The 25542-nt window shown below is 63.0% G+C and carries 29 protein-coding genes; 12 read left to right on the top strand and 17 right to left on the bottom strand.

The window, feature by feature from the left end; genetic code table 11:
- Positions 1-30: 30 nt before the first annotated feature.
- From ACUJ47_RS07420 to ACUJ47_RS07405, 4 genes are all read right to left on the bottom strand, one after another.
- Complete coding sequence (locus ACUJ47_RS07420; RefSeq protein WP_445537771.1) at positions 31-369, bottom strand: c-type cytochrome; 339 nt, start codon at positions 367-369, stop codon at positions 31-33.
- Positions 370-387: 18 nt separating this feature from the next.
- Positions 388-1614, bottom strand: a complete 1227-nt coding sequence (locus ACUJ47_RS07415) for an acyl-CoA dehydrogenase family protein (protein ID WP_445537770.1) — start codon at positions 1612-1614, stop codon at positions 388-390.
- A gap of 203 nt (positions 1615-1817) precedes the next feature.
- Positions 1818-2870: a hypothetical protein gene (locus tag ACUJ47_RS07410; RefSeq protein WP_445537769.1), complete on the bottom strand. Its 1053-nt coding sequence runs from the start codon at positions 2868-2870 to the stop codon at positions 1818-1820.
- A 63-nt stretch (positions 2871-2933) separates the two neighbouring features.
- Complete coding sequence (locus tag ACUJ47_RS07405; RefSeq protein WP_445537768.1) at positions 2934-3353, bottom strand: VOC family protein; 420 nt, start codon at positions 3351-3353, stop codon at positions 2934-2936.
- A gap of 209 nt (positions 3354-3562) precedes the next feature.
- Here ACUJ47_RS07405 and ACUJ47_RS07400 point away from each other — a divergent pair, with 209 nt between their 5' ends.
- Both ACUJ47_RS07400 and ACUJ47_RS07395 read left to right on the top strand, forming a co-directional pair.
- The gene (locus ACUJ47_RS07400) at positions 3563-4228 is read left to right on the top strand and encodes a glutathione S-transferase family protein (RefSeq protein ID WP_445537767.1); all 666 of its coding nucleotides are present in this window, start codon (positions 3563-3565) and stop codon (positions 4226-4228) included.
- Between the two features lie 2 nt (positions 4229-4230).
- Positions 4231-5127, top strand: coding sequence for a S1/P1 nuclease (locus ACUJ47_RS07395; RefSeq protein WP_445537766.1), 897 nt, complete (start codon positions 4231-4233; stop codon positions 5125-5127).
- A gap of 7 nt (positions 5128-5134) precedes the next feature.
- Here ACUJ47_RS07395 and ACUJ47_RS07390 read toward each other — a convergent pair whose 3' ends face one another.
- Entirely contained in the window at positions 5135-5590 is a 456-nt protein-coding gene (locus ACUJ47_RS07390; protein ID WP_445537765.1) for a cupin domain-containing protein, read from the bottom strand.
- Positions 5591-5619: 29 nt separating this feature from the next.
- Here ACUJ47_RS07390 and dapE point away from each other — a divergent pair, with 29 nt between their 5' ends.
- Both dapE and ACUJ47_RS07380 read left to right on the top strand, forming a co-directional pair.
- A complete protein-coding gene (gene dapE, locus ACUJ47_RS07385) occupies positions 5620-6759 on the top strand; it encodes a succinyl-diaminopimelate desuccinylase (RefSeq protein ID WP_445537764.1) in 1140 nt (379 codons plus the stop codon).
- Between the two features lie 15 nt (positions 6760-6774).
- Complete coding sequence (locus ACUJ47_RS07380) at positions 6775-8010, top strand: dicarboxylate/amino acid:cation symporter (protein ID WP_445537763.1); 1236 nt, start codon at positions 6775-6777, stop codon at positions 8008-8010.
- A 15-nt stretch (positions 8011-8025) separates the two neighbouring features.
- On the opposite strand, the gene ACUJ47_RS07375 is transcribed toward ACUJ47_RS07380, so the two are convergent.
- From ACUJ47_RS07375 to dapB, 4 genes are all read right to left on the bottom strand, one after another.
- Positions 8026-8466: a hypothetical protein gene (locus ACUJ47_RS07375; protein ID WP_445537762.1), complete on the bottom strand. Its 441-nt coding sequence runs from the start codon at positions 8464-8466 to the stop codon at positions 8026-8028.
- A gap of 69 nt (positions 8467-8535) precedes the next feature.
- Complete coding sequence (locus ACUJ47_RS07370) at positions 8536-8940, bottom strand: hypothetical protein (protein WP_445537761.1); 405 nt, start codon at positions 8938-8940, stop codon at positions 8536-8538.
- Positions 8941-8973: 33 nt separating this feature from the next.
- A complete protein-coding gene (gene nth / locus ACUJ47_RS07365) occupies positions 8974-9645 on the bottom strand; it encodes an endonuclease III (protein WP_445537760.1) in 672 nt (223 codons plus the stop codon).
- A gap of 10 nt (positions 9646-9655) precedes the next feature.
- Positions 9656-10423, bottom strand: coding sequence for a 4-hydroxy-tetrahydrodipicolinate reductase (dapB, locus tag ACUJ47_RS07360; protein WP_445537759.1), 768 nt, complete (start codon positions 10421-10423; stop codon positions 9656-9658).
- A gap of 42 nt (positions 10424-10465) precedes the next feature.
- On the opposite strand from dapB, the gene ACUJ47_RS07355 reads away from it, so the two are divergent.
- A complete protein-coding gene (locus ACUJ47_RS07355; protein ID WP_445537758.1) occupies positions 10466-11185 on the top strand; it encodes an NAD-dependent deacylase in 720 nt (239 codons plus the stop codon).
- 61 nt (positions 11186-11246) lie between these two features.
- On the opposite strand, the gene ACUJ47_RS07350 is transcribed toward ACUJ47_RS07355, so the two are convergent.
- On the bottom strand, positions 11247-11570 hold the full coding sequence (locus ACUJ47_RS07350) for a UrcA family protein (protein ID WP_445537757.1): 324 nt from the start codon (positions 11568-11570) through the stop codon (positions 11247-11249).
- A gap of 215 nt (positions 11571-11785) precedes the next feature.
- Between ACUJ47_RS07350 and ACUJ47_RS07345 the strand changes: the two genes are divergently transcribed.
- A complete protein-coding gene (locus tag ACUJ47_RS07345; protein WP_445537756.1) occupies positions 11786-12688 on the top strand; it encodes a LysR substrate-binding domain-containing protein in 903 nt (300 codons plus the stop codon).
- Between the two features lie 210 nt (positions 12689-12898).
- Here the strand turns inward: ACUJ47_RS07345 and ACUJ47_RS07340 are convergent, their stop codons facing one another.
- Positions 12899-13990: a hypothetical protein gene (locus ACUJ47_RS07340; RefSeq protein ID WP_445537755.1), complete on the bottom strand. Its 1092-nt coding sequence runs from the start codon at positions 13988-13990 to the stop codon at positions 12899-12901.
- A gap of 190 nt (positions 13991-14180) precedes the next feature.
- A complete protein-coding gene (locus ACUJ47_RS07335; protein WP_445537754.1) occupies positions 14181-14657 on the bottom strand; it encodes an Lrp/AsnC family transcriptional regulator in 477 nt (158 codons plus the stop codon).
- A 108-nt stretch (positions 14658-14765) separates the two neighbouring features.
- Here ACUJ47_RS07335 and ACUJ47_RS07330 point away from each other — a divergent pair, with 108 nt between their 5' ends.
- Positions 14766-15863 (top strand): S41 family peptidase, encoded by a 1098-nt coding sequence (locus tag ACUJ47_RS07330; protein ID WP_445537753.1) that lies wholly within the window; start codon positions 14766-14768, stop codon positions 15861-15863.
- Between the two features lie 6 nt (positions 15864-15869).
- Here the strand turns inward: ACUJ47_RS07330 and ACUJ47_RS07325 are convergent, their stop codons facing one another.
- The 4 genes from ACUJ47_RS07325 to mutM form a co-directional block, all read right to left on the bottom strand.
- Positions 15870-16655, bottom strand: coding sequence for a HesA/MoeB/ThiF family protein (locus ACUJ47_RS07325; protein WP_445537752.1), 786 nt, complete (start codon positions 16653-16655; stop codon positions 15870-15872).
- A gap of 115 nt (positions 16656-16770) precedes the next feature.
- Positions 16771-18237 carry a chromosomal replication initiator protein DnaA gene (gene dnaA / locus ACUJ47_RS07320; RefSeq protein WP_445537751.1) on the bottom strand — a complete coding sequence of 489 codons (1467 nt, stop codon included), beginning with the start codon at positions 18235-18237 and terminating at the stop codon, positions 16771-16773.
- Between the two features lie 423 nt (positions 18238-18660).
- Positions 18661-18921: a 30S ribosomal protein S20 gene (rpsT, locus tag ACUJ47_RS07315; RefSeq protein ID WP_445537750.1), complete on the bottom strand. Its 261-nt coding sequence runs from the start codon at positions 18919-18921 to the stop codon at positions 18661-18663.
- A gap of 139 nt (positions 18922-19060) precedes the next feature.
- Positions 19061-19876 (bottom strand): bifunctional DNA-formamidopyrimidine glycosylase/DNA-(apurinic or apyrimidinic site) lyase, encoded by an 816-nt coding sequence (mutM, locus tag ACUJ47_RS07310; RefSeq protein WP_445537749.1) that lies wholly within the window; start codon positions 19874-19876, stop codon positions 19061-19063.
- A 95-nt stretch (positions 19877-19971) separates the two neighbouring features.
- Between mutM and ACUJ47_RS07305 the strand changes: the two genes are divergently transcribed.
- Genes ACUJ47_RS07305 through ACUJ47_RS07295 form a run of 3 tightly spaced genes read left to right on the top strand, consistent with a single transcriptional unit; the run spans position 19972 to position 22719 of the window.
- Complete coding sequence (locus ACUJ47_RS07305) at positions 19972-20703, top strand: class I SAM-dependent methyltransferase (RefSeq protein WP_445537748.1); 732 nt, start codon at positions 19972-19974, stop codon at positions 20701-20703.
- Between the two features lies 1 nt (position 20704).
- A complete protein-coding gene (gene ubiB, locus ACUJ47_RS07300) occupies positions 20705-22258 on the top strand; it encodes a 2-polyprenylphenol 6-hydroxylase (protein ID WP_445537747.1) in 1554 nt (517 codons plus the stop codon).
- Entirely contained in the window at positions 22249-22719 is a 471-nt protein-coding gene (locus tag ACUJ47_RS07295) for a hypothetical protein (RefSeq protein ID WP_445537746.1), read from the top strand. The genes ubiB and ACUJ47_RS07295 overlap by 10 nt, the downstream gene beginning before the upstream one ends.
- Here ACUJ47_RS07295 and ACUJ47_RS07290 read toward each other — a convergent pair.
- A complete protein-coding gene (locus ACUJ47_RS07290; protein ID WP_445537745.1) occupies positions 22716-23111 on the bottom strand; it encodes a DUF4345 family protein in 396 nt (131 codons plus the stop codon). The genes ACUJ47_RS07295 and ACUJ47_RS07290 overlap by 4 nt on opposite strands.
- Positions 23112-23301: 190 nt before the next feature.
- Here ACUJ47_RS07290 and ACUJ47_RS07285 point away from each other — a divergent pair, with 190 nt between their 5' ends.
- Both ACUJ47_RS07285 and dut read left to right on the top strand, forming a co-directional pair.
- Positions 23302-24999, top strand: coding sequence for a bifunctional phosphopantothenoylcysteine decarboxylase/phosphopantothenate synthase (locus ACUJ47_RS07285; RefSeq protein WP_445537744.1), 1698 nt, complete (start codon positions 23302-23304; stop codon positions 24997-24999).
- Positions 24992-25450: a dUTP diphosphatase gene (dut, locus tag ACUJ47_RS07280; protein ID WP_445537743.1), complete on the top strand. Its 459-nt coding sequence runs from the start codon at positions 24992-24994 to the stop codon at positions 25448-25450. Before ACUJ47_RS07285 ends, dut begins: the two co-directional genes overlap by 8 nt.
- Positions 25451-25542: the final 92 nt, after the last annotated feature.

Raw genomic sequence — 25542 nt, 5'->3', positions numbered from 1 at the left:
AAAATCTGCCCGTGGCCGGAAAGCGGATATTCAATCCTTTTCCTTGAGCGCCTCGAAATAGGCGAGCAGGTTGGCGATGTCTTTGTCCTCGAATACGAAGACCGGCATTTCAGCGGTATGGCCGACCTGAACTCCGCGCTCGAACGAACCCGCGACCATCCATTCGGGCAAGCTATGGGCCGCACGGCGAAGGCTGGGGGCATGCGGATTGGGTGAGGCACCGTCATCCAGTGCATGGCAGCTGGCGCAGTTCGCCTGCGCAAATGCCCTGCCTTCGGCTGCACTTGCAGAGAGAGCGTTGGCATCGCGATCGGTCGCGCAAGCTGCCGCGAGGAGCGGAGTTGCAAGGATGAGCAGGCGCTTGAGCACGATTTGGCCCCCTTTGGTTCAGCGTTGGTTGGCTGCGACATATTCGGCAATCTTCTGCTTGCCGAGCTGGCTCATGTGAACCTCGTCCGGGCCGTCCGCGATCCGCACGAAACGGTTGAGCGTAAAGAAGCTTGCGATCGGCGTATCGTCCGAAACGCCCATGCCGCCGTGAACCTGGATTGCCCGGTCGCAGACGGTCTGGGCCATCTGAGGTGCCACGACCTTGATCGCGGCAATCAGGTCCTTCGCCACCTTGTTGCCATGGCGGTCCATTGCATCCGCCGCCTTCAGGGTGAGCAAGCGGGCCATCTCGACTTCGCAGAAGCTTTTCGCCACGTCCTGCCGGATCGAGGACTGGTCGGCGAGCTTCTTGCCGAATGCGACGCGGCTGTCGGCACGGCGCGCCATGATCTCGAGCGCCCGCTGGGCCTGCCCGATCGATCGCATGCAGTGATGGATGCGGCCTGGCCCGAGGCGGCCTTGAGCAATTTCGAACCCGCGCCCGGGCCCGAGGATCATGTTCTCTTTCGGAACGCGCACATTGTCGAACCGCAATTCGCATTCGCCGCCGGGTGAATTGTGCGATCCGAATACGGTGAGATGGCGCACGATCGTGATGCCTGGCGTGTCCGGCTCGACAAGCACTTGCGAATGCTGGGCATGCCGCGGGGCATCGAAATCGGTCTTGCCCATCACGATCCAGATCTTGCAGCGCGGGTGCATGGCGTTGGAGATCCACCATTTGCGGCCATTGAGGACATAGTCATCGCCATCGGCGGTGATGGACATCTCAAGGTTGGTCGCGTCGGATGAAGCCACTTGCGGCTCGGTCATCACATAGGCCGATCGAATCTCGCCTGCTAGCAGCGGCTTGAGCCATTTCTCCTGCTGTTCGGGGGAACCGTATTTGGCGAGCACTTCCATGTTGCCGGTGTCGGGCGCGGAGCAGTTGAAGACCTGGCTGGCGAAAGGCACGCGCCCCATCACTTCGGCCAGAGGCGCATATTCGAGATTGGTCAGGCCGGGCGAGAATTCGCCATATTCGTGCGGCAGGAAGAGGTTCCAGAGGCCCTGCGCCCGCGCCTTATCCTTGAGCGCCTCCATGCCGGGCCATTCCTGCCAGAGGTTGGCGGGGTCATGGACGAAATCGAGATAGGCCTGCTCGTTTGGATAGACGTGTTCGTCCATGAACGCTTCGACCTTCGCCAGAAGCTCGGCTACTTTGCCTGTATATTCGAAGTTCATGCGTGACCTTTCCTCAAAGCAGGAGTCCGCCCTCTGCGACGAGCGCTGCGGAAGCCTTGTTCAGCCTCGAACTTCCCCTCGTCCACGAAGCTCGCAGATTGTCACTGTTCAATGCCCTCCACAACATTGGCAAATGTGTGAGGCATGAGGCGCGTCGCCTTCACTCGCATTGCCGGCCGGACCGTCTGCGACGATCAATCGGTTCAATCAGCGGCCGCAGCCGCCAGCATTTCCCGCAATGTCGCGTTCCCGGCCCCAAACGCGGTTTCCGGCCAATCGGGATCCAAGCGGTCAAGGGCGCGAGCCATCGCAAATCCATGCGATTGGCTCCACCACTTGCCCCTCGTGCCGAAACCGGATTGTGCGATTTCCCTGTCGAAATTGCCCCCGTCCGGAGCAATCAGCCACTGGTAGCCAATCCATTGGCCGGAGCCTTCCAGCGTCCAGAACAGGTCCGAGACCCGCCGAAGCTCGATCCGTTCGCCGGAAAGGTAACGGTTGTCCCGTTCCTCCATCATGTGGAGAGCCTGCCGGACCTTGGCCCTGGCAACGGAATCATCCTCGGCGCTGGCGGCGGCCAGAAACAATTGCCGCTCGCTCGCAATGGATGCCGCAAATTCGGGATCATCGCCAAAAAGCTCCTGAAGGAAATCGTCATCGATTTCCTCGGAGTTTTCCATGCCGGCCACTGCGGATGAAATCTGCTCGCCGTAGCTTTGAAACTGCATCACATGCGCGGCCTCGTGCAGCAGGACGGCGGTCATCAGAGCCTCAAGCCCAAGCTCTTTGCTGTCGACTCCGCCTGCTCTCCAGAGGGATGGCAGCGACATCACGAATACAGGTGTGCCGTCGTCCATGGGAAATGCCGCAGACATCGGGCCATTCGGAGCATCGAAAGGAGTCTTGCCATCAGGCAGTTGCAAGGCACCTGAGTAGCCGAGAAAGCGAGCCGCAATAGAAGAACCGACCGGCATTGTCATCGCCTGGGGCAAGGTGGCGCTGCATTCCCCGTCATAGAAGCTGGCGGCCAAGCCGTGGGGGAGTTTCACGCCTTGGATCTTGTGAACCGACTGCCGCCAGGCCTCGACACTGCGAATGAGCCAGTGCTCATCGTCTGCGCCAAGATCGCAATCGGATTCACTCGCGCGTTGCAGCAACCAGCCGTCCGCTTCGTTGACGACACGATCAACCGGCGTCGCGCAGGACGCGCAAATACAAGCGCAAATTCCGATACTGAGCGATTTCCCGAGCATCATTCGCGTCCATTTAAGGATCGGCTCGCTAGCTGACGATCCGGTTCCCGCTCCGGATGCAGCAATTCAGGTCGCGAACAGGCTGTCGAGGTTCTCGAAGGCCTTCATCTCGATCGCATTGCCGGCCGGATCGCGGAAGAACATCGTCGCCTGTTCGCCCGGCTGCCCCTTGAACCGGATCGTCGGCTCGATCACGAAGCGGGTGCCGGCGGCGGCCAGGCGCTCGGCCAGGTCCTGCCAGTCTTCCATTTTCAGCACGATGCCGAAATGCGGCACCGGAACGCCGTGGCCGTCGACATGGTTGCTGGCGCGGTCGCCCGCATTGCCGGGTGCGAGATGCGCCACGATTTGGTGGCCGTAGAAATCGAAATCGATCCACTCGTCCGACGAGCGCCCTTCGCGGCAGCCCATCGCTCCGCCGTAAAAGGCGCGGGCGGCGGCAAGATCGTCAACGGGAAAGGCGAGATGGAAGGGGCGCAGGCTCATGCCCGCATTCTTAGCGCGGACGGTTTCATTTTCCTACAGCCGGTTGCACGTGCCACGCTCCCCAAATGGCCAGGCCGATGACCGCCCGAGAAGTGCGCGCGCAAATGGAGAAATCTTTCATTGGACTATGTCGCATGTGTCGCATCGTTCAGCCTCGACAGCGCAGGGATGAACGACTAACTGCCGACTCGCAAAGAGCGAGGCGCGGTATGAAGCTGATCATCGGCAACAAGAACTATTCGAGCTGGTCGATGCGCGGTTGGCTCGCCGCCAAGCAGTCCGGCCTCCATTTCGAAGAGCTGACGGTCAATATCGACGGCGATGAGTGGGGCGATCGCAAGCACGCCATGGGCGAGGTCCAGCCTTCGCACGGCAAGGTGCCGGTGCTGTGGGATGGCGATACCGTGGTGTGGGACAGCCTCGCCATCCTCGAATACCTGGCCGACAAGGTGGGGCGCGAGCGCTTCTGGCCCAAGGAAGAGAGCGCGCGGGGCATGGCGCGCGCGATGGTTGCCGAGATGCATTCGTCATTCCTCTCGCTGCGGCGCGAGCTGCCGATGAACGTTCGCCGCCGCATCGCGCTCGATGACCTGACCGATGCGACCAAGCATGACGTGGTCCGCATCCTCACGCTGTGGGCGGAAGCGCGCGCGCGCTTTGGCAGCAGCGGGCCGTTCCTGTTCGGCACATTCGGTGCGGCGGATATCTTCTATGCGCCGGTGGTGACCCGCTTTGTGACCTATGGCGTGGGCGTGCCCGGCTTTGCGCAGGCCTATATCGAGGCGATGTGGGAGCATGACTGGACGCAGGAATGGATCGCCGCGGCTGAGGATGAAGAGTGGGTCATCGAGCAATACGAAGTGATGCCGAATTGAGAATGATGACCGTGGCATTCCGACCTGCAATCTGGCTCGCGACGCTGGCGCTTGCCGCCATGGCTCTGGTGCCCGGAAAGGCGCTCGCCTGGGGCTTTTACGCACACGGCACGACGGCCCAGATTGCCGAGGCGAACATTGAGCCCGGGACGCGGGCGAAGCTCGACCGGTTGTTCCGGGCCGAGCAGCAACTCGGCACGTCCCAATGCCGCTTGCGCAATTTGACGGATGCTTCGACCTGGCCCGATTGCCTGCGCGGCGAGGGCTGGCGCTGGGGCTATACCTTCGCCTGGCACTATCGCACCGCGCCCATCGACGAGCCTTACAACCCGCGCAGCAATTGCAGCGGCGGGAATTGCATCCTTGCGCAGATAGAGCGCAACCAGCGCATCCTCGCCGACGAGAGCCTGCCCGACAACGTCCGCCTCGAAGCGCTTGCCTTCATGGTCCATTTCGTGGGTGACGTGCACATGCCGCTGCATTCGGGCGACCATGACGATCGCGGCGGCAATGACCGCGTGACCGATTACGGCATCGTCCCCGGCCTCAACCTGCACTGGATCTGGGACGGCCCCCTTGCCGAACGCGCGATCACTTCCGCGCAGCCGTCGCTGGTGCGGCGCTACAGCGCGGCAGAGAAGGCCGAACTGGCAGGCGGTGATCCGGCCGAATGGGGCCGCGAGAGCTGGGAACTGGCGCGCAGCTTCGTCTATCCCAACGCCTTCGATTGCACGGATTGCTCGGGCAAGTTGCCCAGCGAGACGGTGCTGACGCAGGAAGACATTGTCGCCGCGATTCCGGTCAGCCAGCGCCGGGTGACGCAGGCGGGGTTGCGGATTGCACGCTTGCTGGATGAGGCCTTTGCCCCGGGGTCTTTGGCGGTCAAGGATGGGCGCTGATCGCGGCTTAGCTGTCAAACCGCGAACCGTCTTTGCGTCGCTGTTCCCCTGCTCCGGCGAAGAGGTGCATGTCGATGTCGGGATAGTGGCAATCGGTAGCGGCCGGATTGCCCACTGCCACGAAAACGCACGGCTCGTTTGAGCGGTTCTGGAGCACATGGCCATTGCCGTCGTTCTTGGGAAAGGCGGCGATATCGCCCGGCAGCATCGGTGTTTCGCCATTGTCATCGACCAACACCGCCTCGCCGGAAAGCATGATGACGATCTCGTCTTCGCCCTCGTGCCAGTGCCGCTGAGAAGACCATGCGCCAGGTTGCAGAACGACATGGCTGACCCCGAAGTCCTCAAGCCCCGCAGCTGGCGCAAGGCGGCGGTACCAGCGGCCCTGCACGGCGTCGCTATGGGGCGGAGGATAGCCGGTGGCATTGGTTTGGGGGATGGCCGCGAGATCGAGCTTGGGCATTGGCATACTCTCCTGCTAACCGGTCGATCATGAACCAAACCGCCGAGCTCGCCAATCGCCTGATTGCCGCACCCAGCGTCACGCCCGCAACCGGGCTGGTGTTCGACGAGTTCGAAGCCATGCTTGCCCCGCTCGGTTTCGATGTGCATCGCTTTACCCGGGGAGATGGCGAGCCGGGCAGTGAGGAAGCTCCGGTCGAAAATCTCTTTGCGATCCGCCATGGGCCCGCGGGATCGCGGCACTTCGCTTTCGCAGGGCACCTCGACGTCGTGCCGCCGGGGGAAGGCTGGACCAGCGCGCCTTTCGCTCCCGAAATACGCGGCGAGTTGCTCCATGGACGCGGCGCGGTCGACATGAAGGGCGCGATCGCCGCCATGGTCTCCGCCGTCGCGCATGTGCCTCAGGATGCAGGCACGATAAGTTTCATCATCACCGGCGACGAGGAAGGCCCCGCGCTGCACGGCACGCGGGCGCTGATCGACTATATGCGCGAAGCCGGTCATCAGCCCGATCTGTGCCTGGTGGGAGAGCCCACCAGCGTCCACCGGCTGGGCGACATGATGAAGATCGGGCGCCGCGGATCGCTCAACGTCTGGCTCGAAGTCGATGGCGCGCAGGGGCACGTCGCCTATCCGCACAATGCCGACAACCCTCTGCCGCGCATGGTCGCCATGCTGTCCGAGCTCAATGCGCTCCATCTCGATGACGGCACCGAGTGGTTCCAGCCGAGCAATCTCGAGATCACCGATATCGAGGTCGGCAATCCGGCCACCAATGTGATCCCGGCCAAGGCCAAGGCGCGCATTTCGATCCGTTTCAATGATCTCCATTCGGGCGCGTCGCTTGCGCGGCAGGTGGTCGAGATTGCCGAGCGCCATGGCGGCAAGGCCCGCCCGGTGATTTCGGGAGAGCCGTTCCTTACGCCGCCCGGCGAATTCTCGCGGATCATCGCCAAGGCGGTAGAGGCCGAGACCGGGCTGGTGCCCGAGGCTTCGACCAGCGGAGGCACATCGGACGCGCGCTTCCTGCGTGCTGTCTGTCCGGTGATCGAATTTGGCCTGTGCAACGCAACCATGCATAAGCGTGACGAGGCTGTGGCCTTGGCGGACCTCGATACGCTAAGCCGCATTTACGCGCGCATCGCCACGGCTGTGCTGGCGCAGAGATAAGAGGGAAGGATCGCAATGGGGGCCTGGTTCCGAATTCCGCTGTGGCAGCGAGTGATTGCTGCGCTCGTGCTTGGCATCGCGGTTGGCTGGTTCTGGGGACCGGGCGCGGCAAGCATCAAGATCATCGGCGATATCTTCGTCGCCTTCATCAAGATGCTGGTCGTGCCGCTGATCTTCTTCAGCCTGGTGGCGGGCGTCGCCAGTATCGGCGACTTGCGAAAGCTGGGCAGCGTCGGCTGGCGTGCGATGCTGCTGTTCGTGGTGAGCGGCCAGATCGCGGTGTGGCTGGGCCTGGGCCTTGGCACTTTCATGCAGCCGGGCACGGGCGTCGACACTTCGATGATCCAGATGGGCGCGATACCCGAACCCAATGAGACCACCTGGCGCGAGATGCTGCTGGGCATGGTGCCGCAAAGCCCTGTGCAAGTCATGGCGGACGTGAACGTGCTGCCGCTGATCATCTTCTCGCTGCTGCTCGGCATCGGCATTCTTATGGCCAAGGAAGAGGGCGCCCCGGTCCAGCGCATCTTCGATTCCGGCGCGGTGATCATGCAGAAGGTCACGATGATCGTGATGGAGCTGACACCCTTCGGCGTCTTCGCGCTGATGGCATGGGTGGCAGGCACGCTGGGCATGTCGGCGCTGGCGGCGCTCGGCAAGCTGGTATTCCTCAACTATCTCGGCTGCCTGCTGATCATCCTCGTGATGTATTCCTCGATGATCAAGTTCATCGCGCGGCTGCCGGTGATCGACTTCTTCCGGGGCATCGTTGACGCGATTGCGGTGAGCTATTCCACCGCAAGCTCCAACGCCACGCTGCCGGTGACGCTGCGCTGCGCCGAACGCAACCTCGGCATCAGCAATTCGGTCGCGAGTTTCGTGATCTCGCTGGGCGCGACGATCAACATGAACGGCACCGCGATGTATCTCGGCCTTGCGACCTTGTTCGGGGCGCAGATCTTCGGCGTTCAGCTCGACTTCGGCGATTACCTGCTGATCTCGATCCTCGGCACACTGGGCGCGGTCGGCGCTGCGGGCATTCCCGGCGCTGGCCTGATCATGATGGCGCTGGTGTTCGGAGCGGTCGGCGTGCCGCTCGAAACGATCGCTTTCGTCGCCGGCGTTGACCGGATCATGGACATGATGCGCACCACTACCAATGTCACCGGCGACGCAGCCGTGGCTACCACGGTCGCAAGCCTGACCGGCGAGATCGACCGGGCGGAGATGGTCAGCGCGGACGACGTCTAGGAATTGGGGGAGGGCTCAGCCTTCGCCTTTGGGCGGCGTAGCGCTTTCCCCTGCCTCTTCGCTTGAGCTTTCTGGAGCCGCATTTTCGGGCAGGCAATTGCGGGTACAGACCGCACCCGCAGCAGGGTTGAGCCGTCCGCTCACGCTGATCCGCGCGCCATTGCCCAGCGTGTAGGAGGCCGCATCGGTGCCTTCGAGCGCATCGACGCCGGCCGGAAGTGTCCGTGAGGTATCCGCTTGAGGTTGCCCTCTGCCGCGGGGTGCGGGCCTGCCGCTTGTACGCACCCTGACGGTTCCCGCGGCGCGCTGCATGCTGCCGGAGATCGCCGATCCCAGATTGCGCGCGCCACGCGCCTGCGGGGCAGAGGTTCCGGCGATGATGGTGGCTGTCTCTGCCGCATCCTGGGCAGTGGCGCTTGTCGCGGTCGAACCGGCGGCGGCCAGCAGGCCAAGCATAACCAACGGGCAAATCCGCATCGCTTGCTTTCCCTTCACATCAGAAGCGGGCGCTCCGGTCAGGCGCGGTCAGTCTTCCGCTTCATCCTTGGCATATTCCACCGGCACGAACTTGCCGAGGCCGCAGCCTGCGCCGCGGCGCATCTGCCCGCCGACATTCTCAAGCACATAGATGATTTCTGTGTTGCACAGCTGGCTGATCGATGTGCTGTAGGTGAAAGCCTCGCGGAAGCCGAGGCTCGGGCAACTCTGCGGCAGTGTGTTGCGATAGACCTTGCGGCCCGCCATCTCGAAATCGATGGTGCGATCGTCGCGCACCAGCGACTGGCGGATCTGAGTGATCGGAATGCAGCTGACCGGTTCGCCCACGACTTTCACGGGCGGGCCCTTGGTCACGAATTCCTCATTGGATTCAACCGGCGCACAGGCCACTGCGAGCAGCGGCAGGAAGGCGATAAGGCTGAAACGGTTCATGGCAGGCGCTCCTTCTCCAGGCGCCTGACCAAATCAGGCGCGGGCTTTCGATTTTGCCGCCTCACCCGGCTTTTGTAGCACTTTCTTGCGGTAGCTGCATAGGTCTTCGACCTTGCAGCGCCAGCATTCGGGCGTGCGCGCCTTGCAAACATAGCGACCGTGCAGAATCAGCCAGTGATGCGCATGCAGGCGGAATGGCTCGGGCACGCGCTTCTCGAGCTTGGCTTCGACCTGTTCCGGCGTCTTGCCCTTGGCGAGCCCGGTGCGGTTGCCGACGCGGAAGATATGCGTGTCGACCGCGAAGGTCTCTTGCTTGAACCAGCAATTGAGCACGACATTGGCGGTCTTGCGCCCGACTCCCGGCAGCTTGACCAGTTCCTCGCGGGTGTCCGGCACTTCGCCGCCGTACTGATCGACGAGTATCCGGCTCATTGCGATCACGTTCTTGGCTTTCGAATTGAACAGGCCGATCGTCTTGATGTGCTCCTTCAGGCCATCCTCGCCGAGATCGAGCATCTGCTGCGGCGTTTTCACCTTCCTGAACAGCGCCCTTGTGGCCTTGTTCACGCCTACGTCGGTTGCCTGCGCGCTGAGCGCCACCGCCACGACGAGCTGGTAGGCATTGCCATATTCAAGCTCGGTCTCGGGCTCGGGATTGTCCTCCGCCAACCGTCGGAAGAAATCGAATATCTGGTCCCTGGTCATGCGCGCCCGGCTACAGCCCCAGCACCTGCGCCATTGTGTAGCGGCCCGGCTCCTTGCCCACCAGCCATTGGGCGGCCCTTACGGCGCCGCGGGCGAAGATCACGCGACCTTCCGCACGGTGGCCGAGTTCGAGCCGTTCGCCTTCTGCCGCAAAGATGACCTGGTGGTCCCCGGCCACCGAACCGCCACGCAATGTAGCAAACCCGATGTCTCCGTACTGCCTTTCGCCGGTGATCCCGTCCCTGACAGTGACTTTGGCGCTATCGAGGTCGATGCCGCGCCCTGCGGCGGCGGCATCGCCGAGCATCAGCGCTGTGCCTGAAGGCGCATCGACCTTGTGGCGGTGATGCATCTCGAGGATCTCGATATCCCATTCCACCGACAGGCGCGAAGCGGCATCCTTCACAAGGGCCGCCAGCAAATTGACCCCCATGCTCATATTGGCCGACCAGAGGACGGGGATCGAGCGCGCGGCGCGGTCGATCATCGCATGGTGGCTATCCGTCAGGCCGGTGGTGCCGATCACGATCGGTTTCTTCGCCACCTGTGCTGCCCAAAGGTTCTCCTCGAGCACATCGGGACTGGTGAAATCGATGATCACATCGCCGCCGCCACGCGCCAGCTGTTCCAGCGGCACACGCGGTGGGGGATCGCGACGCGGATTATTGTCGATGTCCGGTTGGTCGACCCCGGCAAGGTGCGCTCCACTCGACACAAGGGCTTCGTAAACGGCGCGCCCCATCCGACCTGCGGACCCGAAGATGATGATGCCTGTCATTGTCCTTGCGTCCTGGCCCGGTTTTCGTGTCTGATCGGGCGCATGGCAGATGTGCGCTCAATTGTCATCCTCACCGGCGCGGGGATTTCCGCCGAAAGCGGGATCGATACCTTTCGCGATGCTGGCGGGCTGTGGGAACGTCACCGGGTGGAAGACGTCGCCACGCCCGAAGGCTTTGCCCGCGACCCGGACCTTGTGTTGGGCTTTTACGACATGCGGCGCAAGGCGCTTCATTCGCGCGAACCGAATGCCGCCCACAGGGCTTTGGCGCGGCTCGACGCGGAATGGGGCGGCGAACTGTTGATCGTGACGCAGAATGTCGACGACCTGCACGAACGCGGCGGCGCCAGGCGCGTGCTGCACATGCATGGTGAGCTCAAGAGCGCGCTGTGCACCTCATGCGAGATGCGCAGCTCGTGGGACGCGCCTATGTCAGCCAATGAAGAGGGCAAACGTCCGCCGTGCCCGGTGTGCCAGGCGCCGAGCTTGCGTCCCGACGTCGTGTGGTTCGGCGAGATGCCCTACCAGATGGACCGCATCTATCGCGCATTGCGCGGGGCCGACCTGTTCGTCAGCATCGGCACTTCGGGCGCGGTCTATCCCGCAGCAGGTTTCGTTCGGGATGCCCGTGAATTGGGCGCGCGGACGCTCGAACTCAACCTGGAGCGGAGCGAGGGCTCGCACTGGTTCCACGAATCGCGCCAGGGCAGGGCGGGGGAACTGGTCCCGGCCTGGGTGGATGAAATTCTGACACTCGCGTAGCGCCAGAAAGCGAAAGCCCCGCGCGGAGGCGGGGCTTTGCTTAAATGAATTGTCGCTTCGGTCAGCGGCTGGCTGCGCGATACTTCCGGTCCGCCGCGACGTCGGAAAGCGCCATCAGTTCCACATCGCCGATCGCGCGGACGATCTCGTTTTCGAGTTCTTCGGCGCAATAACGCTGTGCGCCGGTGGAGATCAGCGGCGAGCTGGACTGGCACGACCTTGCGGAAACCAGCTTGATCCGGTCGAGCAGCGCTTCGCGCGCCTCGGGGGTGGCGAGCTCACCCGTCTTGTAGGTGAATTCGACCTGTTCGCTGCCCTTGGCCATGGCCGGAGCTGCGAGCACGGCCAGCGAAAGTGCGGGGATGAGAAATTTGAAGTGGGACATTGCAACCTCCAATTGATGCTGCATTGCAATATGTCCGCCGGTGTCAAATTTGCCATCGCAAAGCCTTCAAGAGCGCATTGCAATTTGAGCAACGCCTATAGAGCATTGATTTATAGAAACTTTGATTGGGCCGGTGTGTCCCGTTGCGTCACAATCAAATCATTTGTGCAACGCAGCATAGTCAGGCATAAGGCTCAACTTTCGAGTACAAGACAATGCGACGCCTCCCCCCCACCGGATCCCTCGAAGCCTTCCTGGCTGCAGCTCGAGCTGGCTCGCTGCGCAAGGCATCGGCCGATTTGAGCCTCTCCGTGTCGGCGCTCAGCCGCCGCGTCCAGAAGCTCGAGCAGCACACCGGGCAGATCCTATTCACCCGCAGCGGCAATGAGTTCCGGCTCAACAGCAACGGTCGGCGGCTGTTTGCCGAGATCGAGGAACCCTTCGACCGCATCAGTTCCGCCTTCGAAAAGCACGGGCCTACGAAGAAAAGGAAGCTGACTGTCGGCGTGCCGACCTCCTTCGCGACGGCGTGGCTGATTCCGCGGCTGGAAAGCTTCCGCAGCGAGCACCGCGAGGTGGAACTGCAGCTGGACACCTCCGGCTCGCCGATCGAAAAGCTGGGTGACACGCTCGACATGATCATCTTCTTTGCGGAAGACGGTTCCGAGCGGGTGAATTTCGAGCCCTTGCGGCCGCAGGGCGCCTTCGCCGTGGCGCGGGAAGGGGTCGTCGATCCACTCGCCGGGCTGCGGGCGACGCTGCGCGAAACCCCCGTTCTCATCCACCAGCACTTGCCGCAAATCCTTGCGACCTGGCTGCAGGAAATGAAGATTCCGAAGAGTTTCCCGCTCAAGGTCGAGACATTCGACGATGGACCATTGCTGATCGCCGCGGCGCAGAGCGGGCTCGGCATGGCGCTGGTGCTCGAAGACATGCTCAATTTCTATGGCGGCCAGTCAGGGCTGGTCCGCCCGTTCGGCGAATATGTGCCGACCCCGTTCAGCTATGCCATCGCGACCAAGCCCGCATCGGGCAGCGCGCAGGCGATCAAGCTGTTCCGCGACTGGATCATTCGCGAATCAAAGCATGACAGCCTGCTGCAGCTGGAGCTCGCATAAAAAAACTGGAGGCGCCGTGGCGCCCCCAGCTTGAGAGTTTGGGAGAGGATGCCTGAAGGGCGAGAAGCCCTTCTGACCTCCATTGGTTGGCGCATCGATCGGACGAAAGCCATCGCAAATGAGGGAACGCGCGTTGCAACTTGTGCAACGCGCGTTCAGGAGAACGGTTTGGCGGGATTTCGCTTTTGGCAGGGCGGGGCAGGCCCCCGCTCAATGCTGGATGCGCAATATCCGGGCGACGCTTTCGGCGCCGGAATAGATTTCCTCCAACGTCGCTTCGGGAGAACCCGGCATCCTCGGCGCATCGCTGAAGGTGGCTATCCCAGCGCCAGTGTCGATGAAGAGAATCATCTTCGGAGTGAAGAGTTCCGGGCCGGGCTCGCCTTGCTCGACAGGCGATTCCGCCTCCCTCGCCGGTGTCAGGTCGAAGCGGATCGCGGGAAATTCACCGAGTGCGAAACGGTGAGGATTGGCCAGGGCATAGCCCGCGTCTTCCTCTGAGATGAAATCGGCAGCGTATTCTTCCAGCGAGACGGGCGCGTCCCAGGAGATAATAAAGATATAGCTGAGGCCCGGTCCGGACCGCAGCCGCGCCGTGCCCAACACGCCCGTGGGAGAGGCGTCGACGAAGCTGACCTGCACATCGGGGATATTGGTGCACACGGAAAGCGGCGGTTTCACAGACACGCATGGATCGCTCACCCCGAAGAAATTCCATGCCAGTGACCTGATCGAGAACGGATCGCTCGTGAAGCGGAAGGCTTCTAGGTCGAAGCCATGGGCCAGCAGTGCCTGCTTTGCCGCGGCGATGGCCGCATCGGGTCCGGTGGCGGGAGTCATGAATGATTCGGGATCGACGAAGAAGGTGACGCGATTGTCGAGAATGAATGGCCCCATGAAGGCATCGGCGTTCTCGATCATGCTATCCGCATCGCCTGTCAGCAGCTCGCCTGCCTGGCTGCCCCAGCGGTGCAGGTCGACATAATTGTACGCGCCGTGGCGGATGTCGATCGACAATCGCTCGCCACAGTCTTGCGAGGCCGCTTCGATATATCGCGTGAGCAGATCGCGCGCTTCGGCGCTGGTTTCCGGATCGAGCAGATAGGCTGCCACCTCGCATGGCCCGAGGTAATTGTAGCCACCAAACCCCGCGATGTGCTCGCTGAGACATGCCTGCTGATCGCTGTCTTCGCCTGCATTCGGATCGGGCAGGCAAGGGAGGGGCGCGGAAACGGCGGGCTCGCTTGGCCGATTGTGCGGTTGCTGCGCGAGGCCAGTGCTTCCCGTTCCCAGCAGGATCATTGTGACAAGTCCAAGCAGCCATGCTGCCGCCGAACCACGCCCGGTGCGATGCCTTGAATAATGTCCTGCCTCGAAGCTCACGGCTCTACCTGCAACCAGTCCTTCTCATGCGTTATGCGATGCTTATGTCCTGACCAAGGCCATGTGCAATGATCGAGGTCAAATGGCGGCCCGCAGCCGGGCTGGTGCCTCAGGGCGTCGGCTCGCTCGCCAGGAGATCGACGAAGGGCGCGAACTTGGTTTCGCGCTTTACGAAGCTGGTCTCGTAGCGGCGCACGACCGGATCGATTTCTAGGACATCTTCGACCACCTTGTTGAACTCGGCCATATTGCTGCAATCGATCATCGCCAGCAGGTCAAATGTTCCGGTGAGTTCGTAGCAGAACTGGATCTGCGGCACCGCGTCAATGCGCCTCAGCAGTGCGCTCTTCCCGCGCTGGTCGGCGTGTTCATTGAGCTGCAGCATCACGATTGCCCGCAAGCGCCGCTCGGTCAGCCGCGGCGAGAGAAGCGCGATTGTCCGCGCGATCCATCCATCCCGGCGCAGCTTGCGCAATCGCCGGGCGAGCGCCGATGGCGACAGGGGAATTTGGTTGGCCAGCTGGTCGGCCGTGAGCGAATCGTCGCGCTGCACGGCATTCAGCAGGGCGAGGTCGAATCGGTCCATCACGGCGCATCTTGTGCCAAAATTTGGCGCGAAGTGCAGTAAATTTGCGCACAATTCGCATCGCCGGGGCCGTACTGTATTGCTCAACTAAATCAGTGGAGTTTGTGAATGCGTGGTTTGATTTTCATGGCTTTGGCGGCAGCGACCCCGGCTGCGCTGCTGGCACAGGCGACCGGTCCCTCGACCGCGTCGTCCGACGTAATGCCGGAGCCGTTCGATCAATCGGTGGCCGACGAAGCGGTGAGCGTGCTCGCGACCAAGCTCGAGGACAATTTCGTGTTTCCCGAAACCGGGAAGGCCTATGCCGCGATGCTCCGTACCAATCTTGCCGCTGGCAAATATTCCGATTTTCCCGACGCAAAGACATTTGCCGAAGCGGTGACCGCCGACCTCCAGGCGATCCAGAAGGACGGGCATCTGAAGGTGCATGTGGTTCCGCCGGAAGCGCGCGCGGGGCCGGAAGGCGAAAGCCAGGCGGCGACTTCGGGGCCGGTCGGGCCGCAACAATCGACCAATACGATCTCGAAATCGGGCTGGATCGCCGAGGGAGTGGCCTACATCCGGTTCGAAGCATTCTTCGGAACCGAAGCCACCATGGCGGCGCTCCGCAGCTTCATCGACGAACATCGCGGGGCGAAGTCGCTGATCATCGACATCCGAACGCACCGCGGCGGCGGCCTAGACGAAATGGACCTGCTGTTTCCCCAGCTGTTCGATGCGCCGACCGGGCTGGTCATGATGGACACGCGCGCCTCGGTTGCCGAAGCCGCAGGCGACGCGCCGCTTGAGGCATCGCTGCACCGGGTCGACGCGCCCGCAGGCATTGTCCGGCATGAGCATCGTGTCGTTCCGGCCGAAAACGGGGCCTTCCAGCAAAGCGCTATCTACCTGCTCACCGCGAAGCGCAGCGCTTCGGCAGCAGAGCACCTCGCGCTGGCGCTGAAGCGGACCGGGCGTGCCACGCTGATCGGGGAGACGACGCGCGGCGCGGGCAATTACGGTTCGATGGAACCGCTCGACGCGGGATTCAACTTCGCCGCCTTCATTCCCTTTGGCCGCACGTTCGATCCCGATACCGGCGAGGGCTGGGAAGGCGTGGGGATCGAGCCCAACATCCCGGTCTCCGCGGACCAGGCGCTCGGCGAAGCGCTCAGGCTGTCAGGGGTTGGCGAGCCTGCCGAAGCGGCGCTCTCTGCGATGAAGTAGGGGGCGTCAGCTTGCGCCGCCGCAGCACCCCTTGCACGCCGGGTCTTTCGCGATCGTCAGCGTGCGCATGCCCGGCGCCATGCCGTCGAGTATGTGCAGCTTGCCGAATTGCGGGTCGCCGAATGCGCTGACCCCGCCCAGCAGCACGCGCACCGCCTGCATCGCGGCGAAGCTGCCGGTCCAGCCCGCCATCGCCCCCAGCATGCCGTCTTCGGCGCAAGTGTCGCAATCCTCGGCATCGAAGGCATCGCCCACGAAGCAGCGATAGCAGGACTGCCCCGGCAGGTGCCCCGCAAAGGCGCCGACCTGGCCCTGGAAACGCCCGACGGCGGCTGACAGCAGCGGAATGCCCGCCGCGACGCAGGCGTCGGACACGGCGAGGCGGGTAGCGAAATTGTCGGTCCCGTCGAGCACGAGGCCCGCCCCGGCGATCATGCTCCCGGCATTCTCTGCCGTGATGCGCGTGTCGCTGATCTCGACCTTGAGCGTGTCGTCGAAATTGGCCAACCAGCGGCGCGCGCCCACCGCCTTGCCATGCCCCACGTCGCGCGCGGAAAAGATCGTCTGGCGCTGGAGATTGCTGGCATCGACCGCGTCATTGTCGACCAGCGTGAACTGGCCGATCCCGGCGGCGGCGAGATATTGCAGTGCGGGCGAGCCGATCCCGCCGAGCCCGATCACCGCGACATGGCTTTGGCTGAGGGCGACTTGCCCTGCGCCGCCGATTTCGGGCAGCACGATATGGCGCGCGAAACGCTCGAGGCGTTGTGGAGAAAGCGGCGCAGAGCTCATGGAAAGGCTGTTTACACGCTGCGCACACGCTGTCGACAAGCCTGTGGACAGGCCTGTCGATCAGCAGTGGGTAGTATGTGGGTAGCGTCCCCCAAAGGGCCGGAGGCTATGCCTCTCAGCTTTCCAATTGCCGCAGCAGGCTGCGCACGTCTCCATCCATGTCGGCATCGCGCTTGCGCAGGTCTTCGATCAGCCGCACCGCGTGGATCACGGTCGAATGGTCGCGCCCGCCGAACTTGCGGCCGATTTCCGGATAGCTGCGCGGCGTCAGCACCTTGGCAAGGTACATCGCAACCTGGCGCGGGCGAACCACAGCGCGGGCGCGGCGCTTCGACGACATTTCTGCGCGGTCGATGCGATAGAACTGGCACACCGTGCGCTGGATCTCGTCGATCGTGATGCGGCGGCGGTTGGCCGAAAGAATATCGGTGAGCTGTTCCTCGGCCAGCTGGAGCGACACTTCCTGTCCGGTCAGCTGGGCATAGGCGATCAGCTTGTTGAGGCCGCCCACCAGTTCGCGCACGTTGCGGGTGATGGTTCGGGCGAGGAAATCGACCACGTCATCGGGCACGTCGAGCGGCGCGAAGCGGGTCAGCTTCGATTCGAGGATCGAGCGGCGCAGCTCGATATCGGCGGGCTGGATGTCGGCCACCAGGCCCATCGAAAGCCGGCTGAGCAGGCGCGGTTCGACTCCGTCGAGCGCTTGCGGCGCACGGTCCGCGGCGAACACCAGCCGCTTGCCTTCGGCCAGTAGCGCATCGATCGTGTAGAGCAGTTCTTCCTGCGCGGAGGCCTTGCCGATGATGAACTGGATATCGTCAACCAACAGCAGGTCGAAGCTGCGCAGCCGCGCCTTGAACTCGATCATCTGGTTGGCTTTGAGCGCCTGGACGAATTCGACCATGAAGCGCTCTGCCGAACAGTAGAAGATGCGCGCACGCGGATGCGCCGTGAGATAGGCGTGGCCGATCGCGTGGAGCAGGTGCGTCTTGCCCTGGCCGGTCGCGGCCTTGAGGTAGAGCGGCGAGAATTGCGGCTGTTCGGTCGCCGACATGCGCTGCGCCGCGTTGCAGGCCAGCACGTTGGTTTCGCCGGTGACGAAGGCTCCGAAAGTGAGCGAGGGGTCGAGCCCGACCGAGCTGGTGAAGCCCGCATCGCCGATCGTGCCAGCGGCAACCGCAAGCGCGCTCGTTTCGGAACCGTCATTGGCCGGGCGGCGGCTGCCGTCGAGCATCAGCTCGGGCAGCTGGCGGCGACCCGGATGGACCGAAATCTTCACCTTGCGCACTTCGCTGCGCATGATCTTCCACGCCAGCTGCAGCCGGTCATGGAATCGATCGTTCACCCAATTCGCGGAAAATTCGGTCGGCAGGTAAAGATCGAGCGTGCCGGTTTCCTTGCACAGCATGCCCAGCTGGATCGGCTTGATCCACTGGCTGTGGAGCTGGTGCCCCAGATCCTTGCGCAGGCCCTGGCTGATATCGGCCCAATCGGCAGCGAGGTTAACGGCTTCGGCGTCTTCCATCAGATCTTCGTCGATTGCCCGTTTTGCCACCCGTGCCTTGTCATTTTTCTGGACCATTCCCCAACCAATCCTGAGCACCTCCGGCTGAACACCAGAGTCATTGTAATCGACATATACGATGGCAAAGCTCTGCCTTCGCCCGGAATCGGCGTTCCGAGCGTTCCCCCATCGCATCAGCTTGTAAAAACCCGGGCTGTCCCGCCCCAAGTGAAGTCGATTTATGTACGCCTTTGACAGCAAGGCAAGGGGGCTAGCCGTAAAAAAAGAGAAATAATTCGGTTGACTCGCCTCAAACCCGCAGCCTTCCGTTCAAATTATTGAAAATAAACGATTTATGGCCTTCGCGCGATGCGAATCGTGGAAAAACCTAGGGTTTCTTGCGAAGCGGGCTTTACCTGCCGGGCAAAACAAAAGGGCCGGACCCTTTTGGGGTCGGCCCTTGAGCTATTCAGCGGCGCCGAAACGCCGTCCAAAAGCGAATCAGAGTGCTGCGACTCGCTTGGTCAGGCGCGACATCTTGCGCGCCACGGTGTTCTTGTGGAGCACGCCGCGTGCCACGCCGCGAGCCAGTTCGGGCTGCGCAGCCTTGAGCGCTTCAGCGGCGGTAGCCTTGTCGCCACCTTCGATCGCGGCTTCCACCTTCTTCACGAAGGTACGTATGCGGCTCATGCGCGCACCGTTCACTTCGGCGCGGTTGTTGTTGCGGCGGATGCGCTTCTTGGCTTGCGGCGTATTGGCCATGTTCGTCCTTGTCTCTCGACCGCCTGATACGGCCGGAAAAATCTGTCTTTAATGTTGCTCGGAAACGGCAGCGAACCGCCGGAAAGCGGCGCACATAGTCGCCAAGACCCGAATCGTCAAGCCGAACTCGCCCTGCCGCCTAGCGCTGGCAGTTGGGGCAGAACCAGCTGCTGCGGCCGCCTTGCGCGAGGCGCCGGATGATGCCTCCATCCGCGTGGCGGCACGCTTCGCCCTCGCGGCCGTAGACGTCGAAGCGCGTGGCGAAATAGCCCAGCTCGCCGTCGGGCTGCGCAAAGTCGCGCAGCGTCGAGCCGCCATCGCGAATCGACTGCTCCAGAACTTCGCGGATTGCGGGCACCAGCCGCTCGAGCTGCGGCTTTGTGACCTTGCCGCCTGCCTTGCGCGGATGGATGCCCGCGCGCCACAGCGCCTCGCACACATAGATATTGCCGAGCCCGGCCACGATGCGCTGGTCAAGCAGGCACAGCTTGATCGCTTGGCTGCGCCCCTTGAGCGCGGCATTGAGCTGCGCGGGGCCAAGATCGGGCCCGAGCGGTTCGGGGCCCATCGCGGCGAAGGACGCCCACGTCTCGAGGCCGCTGGTCGGCACCAAGTCGACCGAGCCGAACCGGCGCGGGTCGCACAGTGCAAACCGATGGTCTGCGGTTTCGATCACGAGATGGTCGTGCTTGTCGGGTTCTGCGGGGTCGATCCGCCAACGACCGCTCATGCCCAGGTGGAACACCATGGTCTGCTCGCGGTCGGTATGGATCAGCCCGTATTTGGCGCGCCGCGACAGGCCGGTGACTTCGGCTCCGGTCAGCACCTGCACCAGATCCGGCGGGAACGGGCGGCGCAGATCGGGGCGGTTCAGCGCCACGCGGGTGATCCGCGCACCATCGAGGAACCGCGCAAGGCCGCGGACCGTTGTTTCTACTTCGGGAAGCTCCGGCATGGTTTCTTTCGATTGGCGGACTGGCGCCATACGCAACAAAGATGTTCCCTTAACACCCTTTGCCGCGCTCGCAATTCATCCTAAGGCGCCCCGCGATGACCGATAAAGTTTCCTTCGGCTATGAAGACGTAGCCCCCGACGAAAAGACCCGCCGCGTGGGCGCGGTCTTTTCCAACGTCGCGCGCAAGTATGACGTGATGAACGACGCCATGTCGGGCGGCATGCACCGGCTATGGAAGGACCGCTTCGTCAAGCGCGTGAAGCCTCAGCCGCATGAGGCGATTCTCGACATGGCGGGCGGCACTGGCGACATCGCCTTCCGCATGGCGGCGCGAGGGGCCGAAGTGGTGGTGGCAGACATCAACCAGGACATGCTCGACGTCGGTATAGAGCGCGCGATGGAACGCGGGATCGACGGCCTTTCGTGGTCATGCCAGAATGCGGAAACGCTGACCTATCCGTCGAACACTTTCGATGCCTACACGATCGTGTTCGGCATCCGGAACGTCACTCACATCGACAAGGCGCTGCGTGAAGCGCATCGGGTGCTGAAACCTGGCGGGCGTTTCTATTGCATGGAATTCGGCACGACCGACTGGCCGGGCTTCAAGGAAATCTACGATCTCTACTCACATCAGATCATGCCCAAGCTGGGCAAGGCGATTGCCGATGATGAAGAGAGCTATCGCTACCTCGCCGAATCGATCCGCCGCTTCCCACTGGCGCATGAGTTCGAACGGATGATCAGGGACGCGGGGTTTGTGAACACGCGCGTCGAGAAGATCCTGGGCGGCGCAGTGAACATCCATTCGGGGTGGAAGATATAGGGTGCCACGTCCCGCCACGCATATCTTTCGGCTCCTGAAATGGGGCCGCACGCTGGCGCGGCACGGAGCGCTGCGTGGCATCGAGCGCGATCCCAATACGCCGGCCGCGGTCAAGCGGCTCGCACGGATCGCGCGCTTCGGCACCTTCCAGCCTGTGATCCCCGACTATGCCGGGGCGTTCAAGGATATCGGCCCTGCCGCGATCAAGCTTGGGCAGACGTTGGCGACCAGGCCCGACCTTGTGGGCGAAGTGGCCGCCAACAACCTTTTGACCTTGCAGGACAGCCTGCCGCCGGTGCCCTTCAGCGAGATCGAGGCGTCGATTGCAGCCACCTTCGACAAGCCGCTGAGCGAGCTGTTCCAGCATATCGACCCCGAACCGGTCGGCGCGGCCTCGATCGCGCAGGTCCATCGCGCGGTGACGAGCGACGGGCGGCAGGTCGCGGTGAAGGTGCTGCGCCCAGGCATCCGCGAACGCTTTGCACGCGACATCAACACCTATGAATGGGCCGCGGCGCATCTCGAGGCGCTCGGCAGTGATGAGGCGCGGCGGTTGCGCCCGCAGCTGACCATCGCCAATTTCAAGCGCTGGACCAATCGCGAGCTCGATTTGCGGCGCGAAGCGGCTTCCGCTTCCGAACTCGCCGAAGCGATGAAGGGCTTTGCCGGTTATCGCGTGCCTGCGGTCGATTGGGATCGCACTAACGGCCGGGTGATGACGATCGAATGGATCGACGGCATCAAGATCAGCAAGGTCGAAGAGCTCAGGGCCAAGGGGCACGATCTGCCCGCGCTGGCCAACCGGCTGGTGCTGGCATTCCTGACGCAGGCGATCAGCGGCGGTTATTTCCATGCCGACATGCACCAGGGCAATCTGTTCGTCGAAGACGACGGGACTATAGTGGCGATCGATTTCGGCATCATGGGGCGGATCGACCGGCGTGCGCGTGTATGGCTGGCCGAAATCCTCTACGGCCTGACCACCGGCAATTACCGCCGCGTGGCAGAAATCCATTTCGAAGCGAAATATGTCCCGAGCTATCACTCGGTCGATGAATTCGCGACCGCGCTGCGCGCCGTGGGCGAACCGATGCGGGGCAAGCCGGTGAGCGAACTCAGCGTGGGCCAGATGCTCGACGGGCTGTTTGCGATCACGCGCGATTTCGACATGCAGACGCAGCCGCACCTGCTGCTGCTTCAGAAGACCATGGTGATGGTCGAAGGCATCGCCACCCAGCTCAACCCGCAGATCAATATGTGGGACACTTCCGCACCCTATGTGCGTGGCTGGGTGCGCGACGAGCTGGGGCCGGAAGCCGCGTTGGCCGATGCGATCCGGGAGAATTTCTCGACGCTGCTGCGCCTGCCCGATCTGCTGCGGCGGGTGGAAGTCCAGTTCCCGGCCAAGGGCGGCGCGCCCGAGCCGCCCCCTCTCCCCGAAATAGAGCTGATCGTCGGCCCGACCGCGCGCAAGGGACGTAGCTGGTTGAGTTACCTGCTGCCGGCGTTGGTTGGCGCCGGTCTTGCGCTGGGAGGCATGGCGCTTTGGAACTAGTTGCGGGCGCGCGTGCCCCGGTCTCGATCCTTCAGGCGATAGCGCTCGGCTTCATAACGGCGATCGTGACCGGCGTGTTCGGTATGTTCCTTTTCAGCACCGCGATGGTCGCCAAGGATCCAAGCGAGCTGACCGATGGGCCGCTTCTTACAAATTTGGGCGAATATCTTGGTTTGCTTCTTTTCGGCTCATTTTTTGCGATACCCTTTTCTCTGATGATCTCGTGGTTACCGACAACGGTAATGGGCTGGGCGCTAGGTCAGATTTCGAGACGGTATCCGTCAGCTTCCAGGTCCTGGGTTTACACAGCCGTGGGCGCTATCGGGGGCGCGCTGGTGATGGCATCGCTCGACGGTTTTGATCCGCATGGCGACTGGTTTTTCGTTGGCTATGGCGCCGCATGCGGTATCTTCGCTGCGCAATTCTTTCGCTACCTGACCAACAAATTACCTTCTGCCTAGTCCCCGCCCTCGAACGAAGTGTGCGGCAGCACCCGGCTGCAGATCAGCGCCACAATCGCTGTCACCGCCTCGACCACCATCGGCTGCCAGAACATGTCGTGCGGCCCGTCAATCGCAAGCGTTGCGAAACGCCCGACCAGCGCGATGCCCATCAGCGCGGCAGAAACCAGCAGCGGATCGCCCTTGCGCGCCCAGGCGCCCCATACCAGGCAGCCGCCTGCTACGATGAAGAATGCGGTCATGTCGGCGCGGATCGAGGCGAGGCCCAGCGTGCCTTGCGGGCTGATCCCGAAATTGGCGCCGGCTCCCACCGGATCGAGCAGGAAGCCGATTCCCATCAGCACGAAGAACAATCCGCCCACGAAAAGCAGCGCGCGCAGCATCAGGATCATCTGTGGCTCCCCCAAAATCTTCCTGACATTGTTAGCCGCATGTTAGGAAAGCGCTAGGTAAAACTTAACCACTATAACGCAGGGTTGGCTGGGGCTGGCTATGCGGCTAGGCTTCGTTAAGGCGGTTCGAACCAGGGGAGCTTTTCGCAATCATGTGTGTGTCGCAGCGCGCTGACACGGGATTTTGCTCGTGAGCGGCGCAGGGCCGAAAATCCTGCTCGTGGTGGGAGGCGGTATCGCCGCCTACAAGTCGTGCGAGCTGGTCCGCCTCATCCGCAAGGGTGGGGGCGATGTCACTTGCGTGCTGACCGCGGGCGGGCAGCAATTCGTCACGCCGATGGCGCTCGCCGCATTGAGCGAGAACCAAGTCCACACCACGTTGTGGGACCTCAAGAATGAAGCCGAAATGGGGCATATCCAGCTGAGCCGCGAGGCAGACCTGGTTGTGGTGTGCCCGGCGACAGCGGATTTGATGGCCAAGATGGCGGCCGGGATCGCAGACGATCTGGCAACCACGCTGATCCTCGCCACCGACAAGCCGGTGATGGCGGTCCCCGCGATGAATGTGCGCATGTGGGAACATGACGCGACTCAACGCAACCTCGCATGGCTGCGACAGGCCGGCGTCACGGTGCTCGATCCCGATGAAGGGGCGATGGCCTGCGGCGAGTTCGGCTATGGCCGCTTGCCCGAACCCGAAGTGATCTGGGCGGAGATCGCCGGCCATTTCGGCATCGAAGTCGAATTGCCAGAGCCCAAGCCCGCGCGCGTTTCGGCTGCAGAGCCCGAGGAAGAGGAAGAGGTATCCGACGAGGCGCTCGAACCAGAAGTCGCACCCAAGGGCGGCGGGCTGGGCGGATTGCTCGCTTCGATCATCCCGCGCTCCACCCCCAAGCGTTCGGCAGACGAGATCGAAGCCGAATTCCTTGAAGAGGAAGAAGCGGCCGAGCTGGCAGAAGAAGGCGAGGAAACGCCTGAAGCGGGCGAGGGCGCCGAAGAGGCCGCTGCCGCTGCCGAGGGCCCGATCCTGGCCAAGAAGGGCGCGGCGAGTTCCGCTCCGCCGACCGATCCCGAAGCGATCAACCACACCGTCAAGACCGGTGCGGGCGATGCCGAGCCCGAGCCTTTCGATGGCGAAGAGAGCGACGCCCCGATCGAGCCGCAGGATGTCGTGGCGGACGAGGAAGACGCGCTGGCCGGCATGGCGTTCGCAGTCGAGCGTGGCCATCGCCCGCTCAAGGGCAAGCATGTGCTGGTCACTGCCGGGCCGACCTGGGAAGCGATCGACCCGGTGCGCTACATCGCCAATCGTTCGTCGGGCAAGCAGGGCTTCACCATCGCTGCAGCTGCAGCCGCGCTGGGGGCCAAGGTCACGCTGGTGTCCGGCCCGGTATCGCTCAAGACGCCCGAGGGAGTCAAACGGATCGACGTCGAAAGCGCGCAGCAGATGAACGATGCCGTGAAGAAGGGGCTGCCTGCCGATATCGCGGTGATGGTTGCAGCAGTCGCAGACTGGCGCCCCAAGGAATACAAGCCCGAGAAGATGAAGAAGCGCGGCTCAGCCCCACCGGCGCTGGTACTGACCGAGAATCCGGACATCCTCACCAATGTCGCCGCGGCTTCCGATCGCCCGTCGCTGGTGGTCGGTTTCGCCGCCGAGACCGAGGATGTGATCGAAAACGCCAAGAAGAAGCGCAAGCGCAAGGCGGCCGACTGGATCGTCGCCAATGACGTATCGGGCAATGTGATGGGCGGCGACACCAACCGCGTGCACATCGTCAGCGACGAAGGCGTCGAAAGCCTCGAGGAAATGCCCAAGCTAGAAGTGGCGATGGCGCTGGTCCAGCGGATGGCGGATGCATTGAAGGCGAAGCAAGCCGATGGGTGACAAGGTGGGGGTGCGGGTCAAGCGCCTGCCAAACGGTGTCGGGCTGGATTTGCCGCATTACGCCACTGGCGGCGCTGCCGGGATGGACGTTGTTTCGGCCGAGACGGTCTCGATCGCGCCGGGCGCGCGCCATGCGGTGGCGACCGGCCTCGCGCTGGCGATCCCGCACGGATACGAAATCCAGGTTCGCCCGCGTTCGGGCCTCGCGCTGAAGCACGGCATCACCGTTCCTAACACGCCGGGCACGATCGACAGCGACTATCGCGGCGAGCTGAAGGTGATTCTGATCAACCATGGCGCAGAACCCTTCGCGATCGCGCGGGGCGACCGTGTGGCGCAGCTGGTGCTCGCGCCGGTGACGCAGGCCGAATGGAACGAAGTCGACGAACTCGACGAGACTGTGCGCGGCGCGGGCGGATTCGGTTCAACCGGCGGGCACGAGAAGCTTTGACAGGAGGCCACGATCGCGGCTGACGACTGGTTTCGCGGCCCCGAATGGGACGATGAGGCGCAGGAGCTTTATCGGAAGAAGATCGCCCGCGC

The sequence above is a fragment of the Altererythrobacter sp. Z27 genome, assembly GCF_052683155.1.
This window is presented reverse-complemented; position numbering and strand designations above follow the sequence as displayed.

Coding starts and splice junctions, on each gene's coding strand:
- ACUJ47_RS07415 (WP_445537770.1), bottom strand. CDS start 1,614: ATGAACTTCGAATATACAGGCAAAGTAGCCGAGCTTCTGGCGAAGGTC.
- ACUJ47_RS07410 (WP_445537769.1), bottom strand. CDS start 2,870: ATGATGCTCGGGAAATCGCTCAGTATCGGAATTTGCGCTTGTATTTGC.
- ACUJ47_RS07405 (WP_445537768.1), bottom strand. CDS start 3,353: ATGAGCCTGCGCCCCTTCCATCTCGCCTTTCCCGTTGACGATCTTGCC.
- ACUJ47_RS07400 (WP_445537767.1), top strand. CDS start 3,563: ATGAAGCTGATCATCGGCAACAAGAACTATTCGAGCTGGTCGATGCGC.
- ACUJ47_RS07395 (WP_445537766.1), top strand. CDS start 4,231: ATGATGACCGTGGCATTCCGACCTGCAATCTGGCTCGCGACGCTGGCG.
- ACUJ47_RS07390 (WP_445537765.1), bottom strand. CDS start 5,590: ATGCCCAAGCTCGATCTCGCGGCCATCCCCCAAACCAATGCCACCGGC.
- dapE (WP_445537764.1), top strand. CDS start 5,620: ATGAACCAAACCGCCGAGCTCGCCAATCGCCTGATTGCCGCACCCAGC.
- ACUJ47_RS07380 (WP_445537763.1), top strand. CDS start 6,775: ATGGGGGCCTGGTTCCGAATTCCGCTGTGGCAGCGAGTGATTGCTGCG.
- ACUJ47_RS07375 (WP_445537762.1), bottom strand. CDS start 8,466: ATGCTTGGCCTGCTGGCCGCCGCCGGTTCGACCGCGACAAGCGCCACT.
- ACUJ47_RS07370 (WP_445537761.1), bottom strand. CDS start 8,940: ATGAACCGTTTCAGCCTTATCGCCTTCCTGCCGCTGCTCGCAGTGGCC.
- nth (WP_445537760.1), bottom strand. CDS start 9,645: ATGACCAGGGACCAGATATTCGATTTCTTCCGACGGTTGGCGGAGGAC.
- dapB (WP_445537759.1), bottom strand. CDS start 10,423: ATGACAGGCATCATCATCTTCGGGTCCGCAGGTCGGATGGGGCGCGCC.
- ACUJ47_RS07355 (WP_445537758.1), top strand. CDS start 10,466: ATGGCAGATGTGCGCTCAATTGTCATCCTCACCGGCGCGGGGATTTCC.
- ACUJ47_RS07350 (WP_445537757.1), bottom strand. CDS start 11,570: ATGTCCCACTTCAAATTTCTCATCCCCGCACTTTCGCTGGCCGTGCTC.
- ACUJ47_RS07345 (WP_445537756.1), top strand. CDS start 11,786: ATGCGACGCCTCCCCCCCACCGGATCCCTCGAAGCCTTCCTGGCTGCA.
- ACUJ47_RS07340 (WP_445537755.1), bottom strand. CDS start 13,990: ATGATCCTGCTGGGAACGGGAAGCACTGGCCTCGCGCAGCAACCGCAC.
- ACUJ47_RS07335 (WP_445537754.1), bottom strand. CDS start 14,657: ATGGACCGATTCGACCTCGCCCTGCTGAATGCCGTGCAGCGCGACGAT.
- ACUJ47_RS07330 (WP_445537753.1), top strand. CDS start 14,766: ATGCGTGGTTTGATTTTCATGGCTTTGGCGGCAGCGACCCCGGCTGCG.
- ACUJ47_RS07325 (WP_445537752.1), bottom strand. CDS start 16,655: ATGAGCTCTGCGCCGCTTTCTCCACAACGCCTCGAGCGTTTCGCGCGC.
- dnaA (WP_445537751.1), bottom strand. CDS start 18,237: ATGGTCCAGAAAAATGACAAGGCACGGGTGGCAAAACGGGCAATCGAC.
- rpsT (WP_445537750.1), bottom strand. CDS start 18,921: ATGGCCAATACGCCGCAAGCCAAGAAGCGCATCCGCCGCAACAACAAC.
- mutM (WP_445537749.1), bottom strand. CDS start 19,876: ATGCCGGAGCTTCCCGAAGTAGAAACAACGGTCCGCGGCCTTGCGCGG.
- ACUJ47_RS07305 (WP_445537748.1), top strand. CDS start 19,972: ATGACCGATAAAGTTTCCTTCGGCTATGAAGACGTAGCCCCCGACGAA.
- ACUJ47_RS07290 (WP_445537745.1), bottom strand. CDS start 23,111: ATGATCCTGATGCTGCGCGCGCTGCTTTTCGTGGGCGGATTGTTCTTC.
- dut (WP_445537743.1), top strand. CDS start 24,992: ATGGGTGACAAGGTGGGGGTGCGGGTCAAGCGCCTGCCAAACGGTGTC.